Annotated in this window: 15 protein-coding genes; 8 read left to right on the forward strand and 7 right to left on the reverse strand. The window is 55.5% G+C overall.

Annotation, left to right across the window (positions count from 1 at the left end):
* The first annotated feature begins 217 nt into the window (after nt 1–217).
* The 4 genes from F8561_RS18770 (at nt 218) to F8561_RS18785 (ending at nt 4613) form a co-directional block, all read left to right on the forward strand.
* Nucleotides 218–1648, forward strand: a complete 1431-nt coding sequence (locus F8561_RS18770) for a 6-phospho-beta-glucosidase (protein ID WP_151887778.1) — start codon at nt 218–220, stop codon at nt 1646–1648.
* Nucleotides 1649–1813: 165 nt separating this feature from the next.
* Complete coding sequence (gene upp / locus F8561_RS18775; protein WP_020883061.1) at nt 1814–2440, forward strand: uracil phosphoribosyltransferase; 627 nt, start codon at nt 1814–1816, stop codon at nt 2438–2440.
* Nucleotides 2441–2526: 86 nt separating this feature from the next.
* The gene (gene uraA / locus F8561_RS18780) at nt 2527–3816 is read left to right on the forward strand and encodes a uracil permease (RefSeq protein WP_014171128.1); all 1290 of its coding nucleotides are present in this window, start codon (nt 2527–2529) and stop codon (nt 3814–3816) included.
* A gap of 95 nt (nt 3817–3911) precedes the next feature.
* Nucleotides 3912–4613, forward strand: coding sequence for a DnaA inactivator Hda (locus F8561_RS18785; RefSeq protein ID WP_212479862.1), 702 nt, complete (start codon nt 3912–3914; stop codon nt 4611–4613).
* Between the two features lie 56 nt (nt 4614–4669).
* Here F8561_RS18785 and F8561_RS18790 read toward each other — a convergent pair whose 3' ends face one another.
* The 3 genes from F8561_RS18790 to celB are packed head-to-tail and all read right to left on the reverse strand — an operon-like array spanning nt 4670 to nt 8370.
* The gene (locus F8561_RS18790; RefSeq protein WP_151887779.1) at nt 4670–6091 is read right to left on the reverse strand and encodes a leucyl aminopeptidase family protein; all 1422 of its coding nucleotides are present in this window, start codon (nt 6089–6091) and stop codon (nt 4670–4672) included.
* Complete coding sequence (locus F8561_RS18795) at nt 6088–7047, reverse strand: N(4)-(beta-N-acetylglucosaminyl)-L-asparaginase (RefSeq protein ID WP_049022750.1); 960 nt, start codon at nt 7045–7047, stop codon at nt 6088–6090. The genes F8561_RS18790 and F8561_RS18795 overlap by 4 nt, the downstream gene beginning before the upstream one ends.
* A 3-nt stretch (nt 7048–7050) precedes the next feature.
* Complete coding sequence (gene celB, locus F8561_RS18800) at nt 7051–8370, reverse strand: PTS cellobiose transporter subunit IIC (protein ID WP_014171124.1); 1320 nt, start codon at nt 8368–8370, stop codon at nt 7051–7053.
* A 145-nt stretch (nt 8371–8515) separates the two neighbouring features.
* Here celB and F8561_RS18805 point away from each other — a divergent pair, with 145 nt between their 5' ends.
* On the forward strand, nt 8516–9340 hold the full coding sequence (locus F8561_RS18805; RefSeq protein WP_121339161.1) for an XRE family transcriptional regulator: 825 nt from the start codon (nt 8516–8518) through the stop codon (nt 9338–9340).
* Here F8561_RS18805 and arsC read toward each other — a convergent pair.
* A complete protein-coding gene (gene arsC, locus F8561_RS18810) occupies nt 9337–9693 on the reverse strand; it encodes an arsenate reductase (glutaredoxin) (RefSeq protein ID WP_014171122.1) in 357 nt (118 codons plus the stop codon). The two genes, F8561_RS18805 and arsC, sit on opposite strands and share 4 nt — an antisense overlap.
* 18 nt (nt 9694–9711) lie before the next feature.
* On the reverse strand, nt 9712–11175 hold the full coding sequence (gene bepA, locus F8561_RS18815) for a beta-barrel assembly-enhancing protease (RefSeq protein WP_020883065.1): 1464 nt from the start codon (nt 11173–11175) through the stop codon (nt 9712–9714).
* 221 nt (nt 11176–11396) lie between these two features.
* On the opposite strand from bepA, the gene F8561_RS18820 reads away from it, so the two are divergent.
* On the forward strand, nt 11397–12461 hold the full coding sequence (locus F8561_RS18820; protein ID WP_014171120.1) for an AI-2E family transporter: 1065 nt from the start codon (nt 11397–11399) through the stop codon (nt 12459–12461).
* Nucleotides 12462–12582: 121 nt separating this feature from the next.
* On the opposite strand, the gene bcp is transcribed toward F8561_RS18820, so the two are convergent.
* On the reverse strand, nt 12583–13053 hold the full coding sequence (gene bcp / locus F8561_RS18825) for a thioredoxin-dependent thiol peroxidase (protein WP_014171119.1): 471 nt from the start codon (nt 13051–13053) through the stop codon (nt 12583–12585).
* Nucleotides 13053–13622: a glycine cleavage system transcriptional repressor gene (locus tag F8561_RS18830; RefSeq protein ID WP_014171118.1), complete on the reverse strand. Its 570-nt coding sequence runs from the start codon at nt 13620–13622 to the stop codon at nt 13053–13055. Before F8561_RS18830 ends, bcp begins: the two co-directional genes overlap by 1 nt.
* Nucleotides 13623–13767: 145 nt before the next feature.
* Between F8561_RS18830 and dapA the strand changes: the two genes are divergently transcribed.
* On the forward strand, nt 13768–14646 hold the full coding sequence (dapA, locus tag F8561_RS18835; protein WP_014171117.1) for a 4-hydroxy-tetrahydrodipicolinate synthase: 879 nt from the start codon (nt 13768–13770) through the stop codon (nt 14644–14646).
* 16 nt (nt 14647–14662) lie between these two features.
* Complete coding sequence (bamC, locus tag F8561_RS18840) at nt 14663–15697, forward strand: outer membrane protein assembly factor BamC (RefSeq protein ID WP_020883067.1); 1035 nt, start codon at nt 14663–14665, stop codon at nt 15695–15697.
* The last annotated feature ends 32 nt before the right edge of the window (nt 15698–15729 follow it).

The raw sequence follows: 15729 nt of genomic DNA on the forward strand, positions 1-15729 counted from the left end.
TTCTAACAGTCCAGGCAAACGTTTGCGAGTCTATTCTCGGCGAGAGGATTTTTTTTTCAGCAGGCCCTGCGAATGCGCCTAAAGTTGAGTCTGTTCACGAAAATGAAACCGGTTTCGGTTTTCTCCTTGCAACAGAAAGCCCCTTTGCACATCATCAGAATGAAACCGGTTTCTGTAATTGTTTTTGCAGAAAATAACGCAGAATGAGGGAAAGTGTATGTCTGGATTCAAAGCAGATTTTCTGTGGGGCGGTGCGGTCGCAGCGCATCAGCTGGAAGGGGGCTGGAACGAGGGCGGTAAGGGGATCAGCGTTGCCGATGTGATGACCGCCGGCGCGCACGGCGTGCCGCGTGAAATCACCAACGGCGTGCTGCCAGGGAAAAATTACCCTAACCATGAAGCCATCGATTTCTACCATCGCTATAAAGAGGACATCAAACTCTTTGCCGAGATGGGCTTCAAATGCTTCCGTACCTCCATCGCCTGGACGCGTATCTTCCCGAAAGGGGACGAGCTGGAGCCTAATGAAGCTGGCCTGAAATTCTATGACGACCTGTTTGACGAGTGCCTGAAGTATGGCATCGAGCCGGTTATTACCCTTTCCCATTTCGAGATGCCGTTCCACCTTGTCACCGAATACGGTGGCTGGCGCAACCGTAAGCTGATCGACTTCTTTGTTCGCTTTGCGGAGGTTGTGTTCAGACGTTACCAGCATAAAGTGAAGTACTGGATGACCTTTAACGAGATCAATAACCAGGCCAACTTCCACGAAGACTTTGCACCGTTTACCAACTCCGGTCTGAAGTACGAGCCGGGCGAAGACCGCGAGCCGGTGATGTTCCAGGCGGCACACTATGAGCTGGTGGCCAGCGCCCTGGCGGTGAAGGCCGGGCGCGACATTAACCCGTCTCTGCGGATCGGCTGCATGATTGCCATGTGTCCAATCTATCCGCTGACCTGTGCCCCGGACGATATGATGATGGCGATGAATGCCATGCACCGTCGCTACTGGTTCACCGATGTCCACGTGCGCGGCAAGTACCCACAGCATCTGCTTAACTACTTTGCTCGTCGCGGTTTCACGCTGGATATCACAGAAGAAGATAACGCGGCGCTGACGCAGGGGTGTGTCGATTACATTGGCTTTAGCTATTACATGTCTTTCGCCACCAAAGCGACGGCGGATAACCCGGAGCTGGATTACGACGAAAGTAAGAGCCTGGTCTCCAACCCGTACGTGCAGAAATCTGCCTGGGGCTGGCAGATTGATCCGGTGGGCCTGCGTTACTCCCTGAACTGGTTCTGGAATCACTATCAGTTGCCCCTGTTCATCGTGGAGAATGGCTTTGGCGCCATCGACGTGCAGGAGAGCGACGGTTCGGTGAATGACCAGTACCGTATTGATTACCTTGCCGCGCACATCCGCGAAATGAAAAAAGCGGTGGTCGAAGATGGCGTTGATCTGATGGGGTATACCCCGTGGGGCTGTATCGACCTGGTGTCTGCCGGAACGGGTGAAATGAAAAAACGCTACGGCTTTATCTTTGTCGACAAAGACAATGAAGGTAACGGCACCCTGAACCGCAGTAAGAAGAAGTCGTTTGACTGGTATAAGCAGGTGATAGCCAGCAACGGCGACACTCTTTAATTCCAGCAGAGTAAAAACGCAAAAAGCCGGAGCTTGCCCTCCGGCTTTTTTGCCTCTAAAACACTTTGCTTGATGTACGTCAAGCAAGTTGGGTATGGTGCAATCCGAAAAAAGCGGTATAATCCCGCGATTTTTTTGCGGTTGCCCCCTCAGAGGAGAAAGAGAATGAAGATTGTGGAAGTGAAGCACCCACTCGTTAAACACAAGCTGGGCCTGATGCGTGAGCATGACATCAGCACGAAGCGTTTTCGCGAACTGGCTTCTGAAGTCGGCAGCCTGCTGACCTATGAAGCGACCTCTGACCTGGAAACGGAAAAAGTGACCATCGAGGGCTGGAACGGCCCGGTTCAGGTTGAGCAGATCAAAGGTAAGAAAATTACCGTTGTGCCCATCCTGCGTGCCGGCCTCGGCATGATGGAAGGCGTGCTGGAGCACGTGCCAAGCGCGCGCATCAGCGTGGTCGGGGTCTACCGCGACGAAGAGACCCTGGAGCCGGTACCGTACTTCCAGAAGCTGGTGTCTAACATCGACGAGCGTATGGCCCTGGTGGTTGACCCGATGCTGGCGACCGGCGGTTCAATGATTGCCACCATCGACCTGCTGAAAAAAGCCGGTTGCAGCAGCATCAAAGTGCTGGTGCTGGTTGCCGCACCAGAAGGTATCGCGGCGCTGGAAAAAGCGCACCCGGACATCGAACTCTATACCGCGTCTATCGACCAGGGGCTGAATGAGCACGGGTACATCATCCCGGGGCTTGGCGATGCCGGCGATAAGATTTTTGGTACTAAATAATCGAATAACGATAATGAAGCCGACTTTGATAGTCGGCTTTTTTTTGAATAAAACGCCAACAACAATACTACTCAGAGGAAAACACTATGACGCGCCGTGCTATCGGGGTGAGTGAAAGACCGCCGCTTTTACAGACAATCCCGCTTAGTCTGCAGCACCTGTTCGCCATGTTTGGCGCAACCGTGCTGGTGCCAATCCTGTTTCACATTAACCCGGCTACCGTGCTGTTGTTCAACGGTGTGGGTACGCTACTTTACCTCTTTATCTGTAAAGGCAAAATCCCTGCCTATCTCGGCTCAAGCTTCGCCTTTATTTCACCGGTTCTGCTGTTGCTGCCGCTGGGGTATGAAGTGGCGCTGGGCGGCTTCATTATGTGTGGCGTCCTCTTCTGCCTGGTCTCTTTCATTGTGAAGAAGGCCGGTACCGGCTGGCTGGACGTTATGTTCCCGCCTGCTGCAATGGGGGCCATTGTCGCCGTCATCGGTCTGGAGCTGGCGGGCGTGGCGGCCAATATGGCTGGCCTGCTGCCTGCTGACGGGCAGTCACCGGATTCCAAAACCATCATTATCTCGATGGTGACACTGGGCGTAACGGTATTTGGTTCCGTGCTGTTCCGCGGTTTTATGGCAATTATCCCGATCCTGATCGGTGTGCTGGCGGGGTATGCGCTCTCCTTCGTGATGGGCGTTGTTGATACCACGCCCATTGCTGAAGCGCACTGGTTCGCACTGCCAACCTTCTATACGCCACGCTTTGAATGGTTTGCCATTTTCACGATCCTGCCCGCGGCGCTGGTGGTTATTGCTGAGCACGTAGGTCACCTGGTGGTGACGGCAAACATCGTTAAACGTGACCTGATCCGCGACCCGGGTCTGCACCGCTCGATGTTCGCTAACGGCCTCTCTACCATTATCTCCGGTTTCTTTGGTTCTACGCCTAACACCACCTACGGTGAGAACATCGGCGTGATGGCGATTACCCGTGTCTACAGTACCTGGGTTATTGGCGGCGCGGCAATCATCGCCATCCTGCTCTCCTGCGTGGGCAAACTGGCGGCGGCTATCCAGATCATTCCGGTACCGGTAATGGGAGGCGTCTCTCTGCTGCTGTACGGTGTGATCGGCGCGTCCGGTATTCGCGTGCTGATTGAATCTAAAGTGGACTACAGCAAAGCGCAAAACCTGATCCTCACCTCCGTGATCCTGATCATCGGCGTGAGCGGCGCGAAGGTGCACATCGGTGCGGCTGAACTGAAAGGCATGGCGCTGGCGACCATCGTGGGTGTGGGCCTGAGCCTGATCTTCAAACTGATCTCCGTCCTGCGCCCAGAAGAAGTGGTGCTGGATGCCGAAGACAGCGAAAAAGCGTCACATTGATCGTAAAACCGGGCGGACGATCCGCCCGGTTCTCTCCTTGCACGTTCCGTGCTAAACTCACCGCCGATTTTATGTAAGATCTGGTTGAGGTACTTCTGAACGGACCGGCACAGCTCTCTCTGCCACTCTATCTCCCTGACGACGAAACTTTTGCGAGTTTCTGGCCGGGTGATAACCCCTCTTTACTGGCTGCACTGCAAAACGTGCTGCGTCAGGAACACAGCGGATACATCTATATCTGGTCACGCGAAGGCGCGGGGCGCAGCCACCTGTTGCATGCCGCCTGTGCGGAGCTTTCCGCGCGGGGTGATGCGGTAGGCTATGTGCCGCTGGATAAACGTACCTGGTTTGTGCCTGAAGTCATGGAGGGAATGGAACATCTCTCACTGGTCTGCATCGATAATATCGAATGTGTGGCGGGGGATGAGCCATGGGAAATGGCGATCTTTAACCTCTATAACCGCATTCTGGAGTCGGGGAAAACCCGACTGCTGATCACCGGCGATCGTCCGCCGCGCCAGCTGAATCTGGGGCTGCCGGATCTGGCTTCCCGTCTGGACTGGGGGCAAATCTACAAGCTGCAGCCGCTGTCGGATGAAGACAAACTTCAGGCGTTACAGCTGCGCGCAAGATTGCGCGGCTTTGAACTCCCGGAAGACGTGGGGCGTTTCCTGCTCAAGCGCCTGGACCGGGAAATGCGCACGCTCTTTGATACGCTCGATCAGCTCGATCGCGCTTCGATTACCGCGCAGCGCAAGCTGACCATTCCTTTTGTGAAAGATATTCTGAAGCTGTGATGCGCTTTTCTCCCTCTGCCTGGCGCAGAGGGAGAACCAGTGCCACTGGCTAAAACTCACCTGTCTTCCAGCAAATGCTCAACCAGAAGTGGAATGGGTCTGCCTGAGGCCACGCTTTTTCCGTACTCACGCCACAGCGCCGTGCCGCTAATATCCAGATGGGCCCATGGAATGGTCGGCGGGCAAAAATGGTGTAACAGCCAGGCCGCCGATGCGCTGATCGCCGCATTATTGGGTGGGGTATTGCACAGGTCGGCGATGGCGCTGTCGGTCTGTTTTTTTAACCGTGCATCCAGCGGCAGGGACCACACCTCATCACCGCTCCGTTTCCCCGCGCGGGTGAGCGCCTGACGCAGCGCTTCGTCCTGCGTCATTAACCCACTCAGCTCGTACCCCAGCGCTTTTACGACGGCACCGGTTAAGGTCGCCATATCAATAATATAGCGAGCCTGCGGATGACGCTGGCTGGCCCAGGCGATCGCATCCGCCAGTACCAGCCGGCCTTCGGCATCGGTATTGTTGATTTCAACCGTGATACCGTTGCAGGCGCTGGCCACCGTGCCCGGCTGCATCGCATCCGGTCCTATGGCGTTTTCCGCCAGCGCCAGTACGCCCATAATACGAACCGGCAGGCCGAGTTCTGCCACGCTCAGCATTAACCCGAGCACGTTCGCTGCCCCGCACATGTCATATTTCATGGTGTACATGCCCGCGCCTTCCTTCAGCCACAGGCCACCGGTATCAAACGTTATGCCTTTGCCCACGTAACAGCGTACCGGGCCATCAGCGATGCCGTTATAGTGAATGACCAGCAGCCGCGGTGGACAGGTCGCGCCTTTACCGACGGCATGCAGAAGCCCCAGTCCCTGTTCAATAATTTGCTTCTCATCAAGCACTTCACACCGCAGGGCGGGGAAGGCGGCGCACAGCTTTTGCGCTTCGTCGACGACATACTGCGGCGTACAGCGATCGGACGGCATATCCGCCAGACGTCGCGCGGCGACCATTCCTCGGGCAATGGCCTGCTGTTGCTGGAAGAGAGCGTCCAGCCTTTCACGCTGTTGCGGATGACACAGGGCGGTGACATGGCGAAGGCGAACGCTTTTGCCATCGGTTTTCTTAAGCTGCAGATCGCGAAGGTCATACGCCTGGTTAAAGAGAAAACGCAGAACCTGCGTCAGCACCACCTCGTCAATATCCGTGATATCCAGTACCACATCGGCGCTGACCGGGGCTGCCAGCAGTGGACGGAGGGCGGTGAGTAACCCTTCTGTCAGACTGTCCTGCCAGAGCGCATCCGGCAGCAGCGTGATTCTGGCAAACGGAGCACAGCCAAAGCGGGTATCCGCGACGGCGTTTTGTTCACGCATTTCAGCGATGAGTGCGGTGTCCGGCAGTAACGCGCAGGCGGCACGGGCAATAAGATGACTCTGGGGCTTTGCGTCTGCAAGGGCGATGATAAGCTCAAAAGTAATCATTGTGACTCCTCAACTGGCGCGCGGATCCGCGCGGCATAGGCCTGCATCCATTCCTCATCCACGGGCTGATAGTGCGTTTTTTCCCGCAGGCGCTCGGCGCGAAATACGGTGAGAGGCTGGCGGGCCGTTGCCACCACAAATGAGAAGGTTTTGATGTTGGTTGCGGCGCCGAATTCGCCTTTATTATTCATGCACACCACCGAGAGATCGCCCGCGCGGCCAAAGCGCGACATCAGTTTGTCTTCCAGTTCGAAGACCACCGAGTCCGCCGCCTGCTGCGGTGACATGCCCTGTGCCATGCGGCGAACAATTTCGTAGCTGGTGCAGCCTTTCATCAGGTCTTCCCCCACGCCGGTGGCGGTGGCGGCACCGGTTTCACTGTCGCAGTAAAAGCCGGAGCCGATAATCGGCGAGTCGCCAATACGGCCGCGCTTTTTCATAAACAGACCGCTGGTGGAGGTGGCCACGCTCATTGACCCCCTTTTGTCGAGGCCAATAATCCCGACGGTGTCATGCCCATCGTACGGGCTTAAGCCTTTGTCCAGCGTCTCCCGGCAGCGCTTACGGTAATGCTGCATCGCGCGGTCGGTAAGCATGGTTTTGTCGGCAAACCCCTGACTCAGCGCCCATTCGCGCGCGCCCTGGCCGACCAGCAGGCTGTTATAGCGCTGGCGGCTTAGCGCATGGGCGACACGCACCGGGTTCGCAATATCAACCAGATCTCCCACGGCCCCAAACGCAAGCGTATCGCCATCCATATACGCCGCATCCAGTTCGACCTCGCCATTTTCGGTTGGCAGCCCGCCGTAGCCGACGGATTTATACAACGGGAAGTCCTCGACGGCAGCAACGGCATCGACCACCGCTTCTGCTACCGGTTTCCCCGCAGCCAGCGCAGACGCAGACTCCGTGACCCCTTCAAGCGCCATTCGCCAGGTTGCGATAATTCCCCACATGCTTCACTCCTGTTTTGCAAGGGTTGGGTCGGTTTGCGTCACGGTGGCAATCTCCGCGGCGCGGTATTGTTTATCCACGATACGCATGAAAGGCAGATACAGCATGGCGCCAATCAGCAGGTTGATAAGCTGCATCACGCTGCCGCTGAGATGCCCCGTGACGATAAACCCGCTGATTACCGGCGGTAACGTCCAGGGGATAAACACCCCGGTGGTCACAGCGACGGCACCCATTTTCATCGCGGCATATTGCACGGTAACCAGGACCAGCGGCACCAGATTGAACGGGATCAGCATGATGGGGTTCATGATAACCGGCAGACCAAACAGAATCGGCTCGTTGATGTTAAACACCGAGGCCCCCGCGCCGAGACGCGCCACCTCGCGCATGTTTTTGCTGCGGGCAAAAATCAGCATCGCAATCACCAGCGAGAGCGTTGCCCCTGCGCCACCCATCCAGATCATGTCAAAAAACTGTTCGGTGATAATGTGCGGCGGCGTCGTACCTGCCTGAATGGCGGCGATGTTATCGGTCTGGTTCTCCATCCACAGCGGGCGAATGATGCCGTTGATCATTGAGCCTGAGTTAATGCCCACAGACCACAGAATGGTGATGCTGAACACCGTCATCAGCGCGCCGAAATAGGAGGTCCCGTAGTGGCGAACCGGCGTGGCGACCACCTCGTAAATAAACTGGTGAATGGTGTTGTAGTGGGTGTTTTCGAAAATGATGCGGATAATAAGCACCAGAATCATTACCAGCAGGGCCGGGATCAGTGCGGCGAACGATTCCTGCACCGCCGGCGGCACGCCATCAGGCATTCTGATGACCAGCTTTTTGCGCTTCAGCCAGCAGAACAGCTCCGTCCACAGCAGAGAGCCAATCATCGCCACGAACAGCCCTTTGCTGCCAATCCACTCCACCGGCATGACCGTGATACCGCCGTTTTCGGCCACTTTGATAAAAGGTGTCAGGATTAAAAAGGCGACCAGAGCCAGAATGCCGCAGGAGATGCGATCTTCGCCGTAGTGTTCAGCCAGGCGAAACGCCACCAGGAAGCTGATAAACAGCGACATGGTTGAGAACACCGCGTTGAACGGAATTTCAATGATGGCACTCCAGCTTTCACCAAATGCCTGAGACATAAACTGCTGATAGGTTTGGTTCGGAAAAGAGGAGATGACCAGCAGAATCGAGCCGACGATGATAAACGGCATGAAGGAAACATAGGCCCCGCGTATGGCGCCCAGATGCCGCTGTTGCGCGGTTTTGGCCGCCAGCGGCATCAGTTTTGCTTCAAGAAATCCCAGAACATTGTTCATTGTGAACTCCGTACAAGATTGAGGGGTGTTGTTATGTTATGTCTGTGGATTATCAGTGAAGCGCGGTGGCTGAAAGGTGAAACAGGTCACAAAGCACTCGCTAAGATATTATAAATCTCATGAGATTGGTTATGGAGTTACAGCGATGGAAATCAAATTGCACGCCAATGCCACCACCACGCCGCGGATCCGTCGCTATCTGCAACAATCCGACAAAAGCGACAGAGAACTGGCTATAGAGCTGGGTATTTCCGTGACGACCGTGCGGCGATGGCGCAATCGCGATCGGGTTTCTGACAACCATACGACCCCAAAAGTGATACACAAAGCGATGAGACAAGAGCAGGTTGACCTCGTTAATGCGCTGCGTGATATCACGGGCGCACCGCTGGATGAACTGCTGCTGCTGGTTAACGAGGTGCTGGGGATTTCCGTTTCGCGGGCGACACTGAACCGTTATCTCCGTCCCGCTTCTGCGAAACGCAAGGGCGTTGAACTTCAGGGGAAAAAAGCGCTAAAGGCAGGCGTTTTACCCACAAAACTGCTGGTGCATCACCAGCCTTTATCGCTGCATATGGATGATGGCGGGGAGCAGCATCTGCTGTGGGGGCGCGAACCGGTGAGCGGCTGGTGTTATGCCCGGCTCTATGCGGGAATTTCATCACAGCTGCTGAACAACTGGATGTGTGAGTTGCTGAACGCCTGTCCGGCTGATATCCAATCTGTTGAGACTTTCGGTTTTGAACCCGACTTACCCGCGGGTGAACCTGCCGTAAAAGTACAGCCGACCAGGCACAAGGCCGTGCAGGTTGCGGTACCGCTCGGCGACATCATTCCACGAGTGAATGCTGTTCCGTTAGGGCAGGTATTGATCGAGATGTGCGAGTTTTACAATCGGGGCAAAGCGCAGAAAAAGCTGGGAGAGAGCACGCCGCAGGCCTTTCTGGAAGCGCTGCGGCGTAAGGATTAGAGAATCTCGAGCACCTCTTCCGGCGGGCGTCCAATACGCGCCTGGCCGTTTGCGACCACAATGGGGCGCTCAATCAGTTTCGGATTTTCAACCATCGCCTGAATCAGCTCAGCCTCGGTTAGACGACTGTCATTCAGATTGAGCGACGTATACAGGTCCTCTTTCTGGCGCATTAGCTCTCTGGCACTGCCCATTCCCAGCATGTGCAGCAGCTGACGAAGCGTCTGTGCATCTGGCGGTGTCTCCAGATACAGCACCACTTCCGGGTCAATGCCGTTCGACTTCAGCAGGCTAAGGGTGTCACGGCTCTTCGAGCAGCGTGGGTTGTGGTAGATTTTTACCGCGTCTGTCATGACCTGAATTCTCCTTTATTACATCTTCTCGTACGGCTTAAAGCGCTGCTGCAGACCGCGAAGCTGATCGATACGTGCATCGTAACGGGCCTGCTGCAGACTGCCGAGCTTAACCTGTGAACTGGCACTGCTCAGGAGGGAAATCGCCTGGTCAAGACGTCCCACCAGGGCAAAGCCTTCGGCGCGTGCCGCAAGCTCCTGATCGCGGTTGCCCAGCTGCGCTTCTGCCTGGGCAAGCAGATCCCAGCCGTTCTGATCGTCTTTATTGTTAAAGGTGTAGCGGTTCAGAATGTTCGCCGCTTCAGCAGGCTGACCACCCTGTAAGTAAGCATTCGCCAGGTTAAGCTGCAGCACCGGGTTTGTCCGCACCTCTTTTGCCCCTTTCAGGCGATTAATCGCATCGGTGGCTTTTTTCTGCCCCAGATCGATATCCGTGGCGAGATCGAGATACCACGGGTTATTCGGATCGGCGGCGAGAAGTGGCTGCAGCGTTTTACGCGCTTCGTCATATTTGCTGGCTTCCATCGCCTGTAACGCCTGGCCATACTGAGCCGCGTTTTTCTCACGCACGTTGCCTTTCGCCAGCGCATCCAGCAGGTCGCTGGTCAGCTGGTTACGCCCGGAATTGTACATTCCAAGCGTTCGCACTTTTGCCATGTAGAAATCCTGCGACGACTGAACCACGACCGGGCGCATCTGGTTGGCACGGTTACGCGCATCCGACAGACGGCTTTCTGGTAAGGGGTGCGTCAGCAAAATTTCCGGCGGACGGGAGGAGTAGCGCGCCTGGTCGAGCAGTTTTTCGAGGAAGCTCGGCATGGCCTGCGGGTCAAAGCCCGAACGTTGCAGCACCTGAATGCCAATACGATCCGCTTCCTGTTCGTTTTGCTGGGTGAAACTGATCATCCCCTGACGTGTCCCCGCCAGCGTACCGGTTAACGCCGCCATCCCGGCCTGTGGGCTGGCCATTGCCAGCAGGATGGAACCCAATGCGCCAACCCAGGTCAGCGGAGCGTTACGCTTCTGGTCTTCCATTGCACGGGCAAGGTGGCGTTGGGTGACGTGAGAGATTTCGTGCGCCATGACCGAGGCCAGCTGACTTTCGTTATCAGAGTAGCGGAATAACGCCGAATGCAGCACCACGTTGCCGCCAAAGAAGGCGAAGGCGTTGATTTCGTCATTATTGATTAAATAGAAGTGGAAGGGGGTTTTTACCGAGTTGGCGTGCGCGACCAGGCGCATGCCCAGCCCGTTAATGTACTGAACCAGCAACGGGTCGTTAATCAGCGGCGCGCTGCCACGCAGCTGACGAACGTAATAATCCCCCATCTGCATTTCCTGCCCAATGGAGAGCGTGCTTCCTGCTGTAGTGCCCATGTCCGGCAATGAATCGGACGAGTCAGCGAAAGCTGGCAACACCTGACCGACCGTCAGTGCGGCAATCAGTGTCGCAACCAGTGTTTTTCTCAACTGCCTGAACATAACCACTGTCCTGTATTTGGGATGTGCTAATTTGACCGATGAACCGGCATATCGTTCATCTCCACTGCCCTGCGAGTGTAGCCGTGTTGAGGCATGAAGAAAATCCCATTCATCAGGGTTTTGCGGATCGTGGCAGGGAGACAAAAAGCGAAAGTCTTTTTTGTGACAGTTAGATACAATTCACGTTCTCACTCCCGCCATCCGATTCAGGGAAGGGTTGTATGCTCGAAATGTTAATGCAGTGGTACCGCCGTCGGTTTAGCGACCCGGAAGCCATTGCTTTGTTGGTTATTCTCGTTGCCGGGTTCGGCATTCTGTTCTTCTTCAGCGGTCTTCTCGCCCCCCTGCTGGTCGCGATTGTGCTGGCGTACCTGCTGGAGTGGCCAACGGCGCGTCTGGAAAATATAGGCTGTTCCCGTCGCTGGGCGACCAGTATCGTCCTGGTGCTGTTTGTCGGCATCCTGCTGTTAATGTCGTTTGTCGTTATGCCTGTGGCCTGGCAACAGGGGATTTACCTTATCCGCGATATGCCCGGCATGCTGAATAAGCTTTCTGATTTTGCCGCCACGCTGCCGCGCCGATATCCCGCCCTGATGGATGCCGGGATCATTGATGCGATGGCCGAAAACATGCGCGCCCGCATCATGACAATGGGCGATTCCGTGGTGAAATATTCCCTGGCGTCGCTGGTAGGGTTGCTCACGCTGGCCGTCTACCTTGTCCTCGTTCCGTTAATGGTTTTCTTCCTCGTCAAAGATAAAGAGCAGATGCTGAACGCGGTGCGGCGCATTCTGCCGCGTAATCGCGGGCTGGCCGGGCAGGTGTGGGAAGAGATGAACCAGCAGATCACCAACTACATTCGCGGCAAAGTGCTGGAGATGATTGTGGTGGGTGTGGCTACCTGGATTGGTTTTTTAATTTTCGGGCTTAACTACTCGCTGCTGCTGGCGGTGCTGGTGGGGCTGTCGGTGCTCATTCCCTACATCGGTGCCTTTGTGGTGACCATTCCGGTTGTCGGCGTTGCGCTGTTCCAGTTTGGTCTGGGGACCGAGTTCTGGAGCTGCTTCGCGGTGTACCTGATCATTCAGGGACTGGATGGCAACCTGCTGGTGCCGGTGCTGTTCTCCGAAGCGGTGAACCTGCATCCGTTGGTGATTATCTTATCCGTGGTGATTTTCGGCGGGCTGTGGGGATTCTGGGGCGTGTTCTTTGCCATTCCGCTGGCAACGCTGATCAAAGCAGTGGTTCACGCGTGGCCGGATGTGCCCGCGGTTGAGGATAAGTAGATAGTTGTGCGGCCTGATACCCTCTCCCGTGGGGAGAGGCGCAAATATCAAAAACGGTAACCTGCGTTACCGTATTGCATTTACCGCGTAGGTTGGGTCAGGCGAAGCCGCGGCCCAACGATCAGGCGCTTTGTTTGAGCCAGTTCAGCACCACGTCGTGGTGGTTGCTGGTTTTGAAGTCATCAAACACATGTTCAACTTTACCGTCAGCGTCAATCAGGAAGCTGATACGGTGAATGCCGTCGTAGGTTTTGCCCATAAAGGTCTTCTCGCCCCAGACGCCAAACTGCTCGCATACCTGGTGGTCTTCGTCAGAAAGCAGCGTAAAGTTAAGCAGCTCCTTTTCAGCAAATCGTGACAGCTTTTCTGGCTTATCGGTGCTGATACCCAGCACTTCCACGCCGACTTTTTTCAACTCGTCCATGTTGTCGCGTAAGCCGCAGGCCTGTACGGTGCAGCCTGGGGTCATGGCTTTCGGGTAAAAATAGACCAGAACACGCTGTCCCTGGAAGTCGGTCAAATTTACTTGCTCACCATCCTGGTCAGGTAAGCTAAATTTCGGTGCGATGTCACCGGCTTTCAGTGGGTTCATTACTCAACTCCATCCTGTTCATGCTGCGAATAATTGACGACGCTTATACTGCCTTGCGCGTTTAATTCTGTACAGAGGGCTTTGAACGCTTGCTCGATATTTGACGCATCCTGCGAGGCAGGGCTGTGCGCGGTAATCTGAATAAAAAGGGTGGGAATGGCGCTGCCGTCACCCGGCTGCGTTCGGGAAACGAGTTCGGCAATATTCATCTGATGGCTGTCAAATAACGCGGTGAAGCGCTCAATCAGATGGGGGGAATCGGGGACTTCAACCTGCACCCAGACGGTCGCGGGCAGGGCCGGACGTGGGCGAGCAGTAGTGCGTTTCATCACGATCAGCAAATCCAGCTCCGCACCTTTGAGCGGCAGGGTCGATTCGATAAGGGTAATGGCATTCCATGTCCCGGACAGCAGCATAATAAACGTGAACTCTTCGCCCAGCATAGCCAGACGACTGTCCTCGATATTACAGCCGCAGCTGCTCACATGGCGGGTGATGGTGTTCACGATACCCGGCCTGTCAGCACCCAGCGCAGTGATAACCAGGTAATGTTGTGATGAGGTTGTCAAACCTGTTCTTCCTTTGCATGGTTAAGTCTTCCTAAGGAAAGCATAAAAAAAACATGCATACAACCGCCTGAGGGCCTCACGTCGCTTGCTTTTATTACAGTTCCAAACGTACCATTGAGGCTCTTGTTCGCACAGAGGATGGCTCATGTTCACGGGAAGTATTGTCGCGCTTGTTACACCGATGGATGAAAAAGGTAATGTCTGCCGGTCAAGCATGAAGAAGCTGATTGATTACCATGTCGCCAATGGAACCTCGGCGATCGTTTCGGTAGGGACTACCGGTGAATCTGCAACGCTAAGCCACGAAGAGCACGGCGATGTGGTGATGCTGACCCTGGAACTGGCTGACGGGCGTATCCCGGTCATCGCAGGGACAGGCGCTAACGCCACGGCAGAAGCTATCAGTTTGACCAAACGTTTTAACGACAGCGGCATCGTGGGCTGTCTGACGGTGACCCCTTATTACAACCGTCCTACTCAGGAAGGTCTGTTCCAGCATTTCAAAGCCATCGCAGAACATACTGACTTGCCACAAATTCTGTATAATGTGCCGTCCCGTACTGGCTGCGATATGCTGCCGGAAACCGTTGGTCGTCTCTCGAAAGTAAAAAATATTATCGGGATTAAAGAGGCGACAGGGAACTTAAGCCGCGTTCATCAGATCAAAGAGCTGGTTTCAGACGACTTTATCCTGTTGAGCGGCGATGATGCGACCGCACTGGACTTTATGCAGCTCGGTGGCCATGGCGTGATCTCCGTAACGGCGAACGTTGCGGCCCGCGATATGGCTGAAATGTGCAAACTGGCGGCTGCCGGTCACTTTGATGAAGCTCGCGTGATTAATCAGCGTCTGATGCCGTTGCATAATAAATTATTTGTCGAACCCAATCCGATCCCCGTGAAATGGGCGTGTAAGGAGTTGGGACTTGTAGCAACCGATACGCTGCGTCTGCCAATGACACCGATTACCGACCACGGTCGTGAAATTGTCACAGCAGCGCTGAAGCATGCCGGTTTGCTGTAGAGTTTAGGGAGATTTGATGGCTTATTCAGTACAGAAGTCGCGCCTGGCGAAGGTTGCGAGTGTTTCGCTTGTTATGCTGCTCGCTGCCTGTAGTTCAGACTCGCGCTACAAGCGCCAGGTGAGCGGTGATGAATCCTATCTGGATGCGACCCCGCTTGCTGAACTTCACGCACCGGCTGGTATGATCCTGCCGATTCAGAACGGCGATTACAATATTCCCGTGACCAACGGCAGCGGCCTGGTCGGTAAAGCGCTTGATATTCGTCCGCCAGCACAGCCTCTGGCGCTGGTGAGCGGGGCGCGTACCCAGTTCACCGGTGATACGGCGTCGCTGCTGGTTGAAAGCGCCCGCGGTACCACCCTGTGGCCGCAGGTTGTGAGCGTCATTCAGGCGAAGAACTACACCATCGATAAACGCGATGATGCCAGCCAGACCTTAACCACCGACTGGATCGAGTGGAACCGTCTGGACGAAGATCAGCAGTACCGTGGGCGTTATCAAGTCTCCGTTAAACCTCAGGGTTATCAGCAGGCGGTTACCGTTAAGCTGTTGAACCTGGAGCAGGCGGGTAAACCGGTTGCGGATGCCGCATCAATGCAGCGTTACAGCACTGAAATGCTGAACGTGATTGCCGCGGGTCTGGATAAGAACGCCAGCGACGCCGCTAACGCAGCGCAGAGCCGCAACGGCGCGACGTTTGACGTTCAGAGCGGTGCGGATGACACCGGTCTGCCAATGCTGGTTGTGCGTGCACCGTTTAACCAGACCTGGCAGCGCCTGCCAGCGACGCTGGAAAAAGTGGGCATGAAAGTGACTGACAGCACCCGTTCAACCGGTAGCATGACGGCAACCTATAAGCCGCTGTCTGACAGTGCATGGCAGGAACTGGGCGCCACCGATCCACAGCTGGCTTCCGGCGACTACAAGATTCAGGTCGGTGACCTCGATAACCGCAGCAGTCTGCAGTTTATCGATCCGAAAGGCCACACGCTGACCCAGTCGCAGAACGATGCGCTGGTGGCCGTCTTCCAGGCTGCATTCAGCAAATAAATACGAGGGCTGGTTAATCCAGCCCTTTTTAT

It is taken from the genome of Enterobacter sp. 198 (assembly GCF_009025585.1).
In the GTDB taxonomy this organism is placed as follows: domain Bacteria; phylum Pseudomonadota; class Gammaproteobacteria; order Enterobacterales; family Enterobacteriaceae; genus Enterobacter; species Enterobacter ludwigii.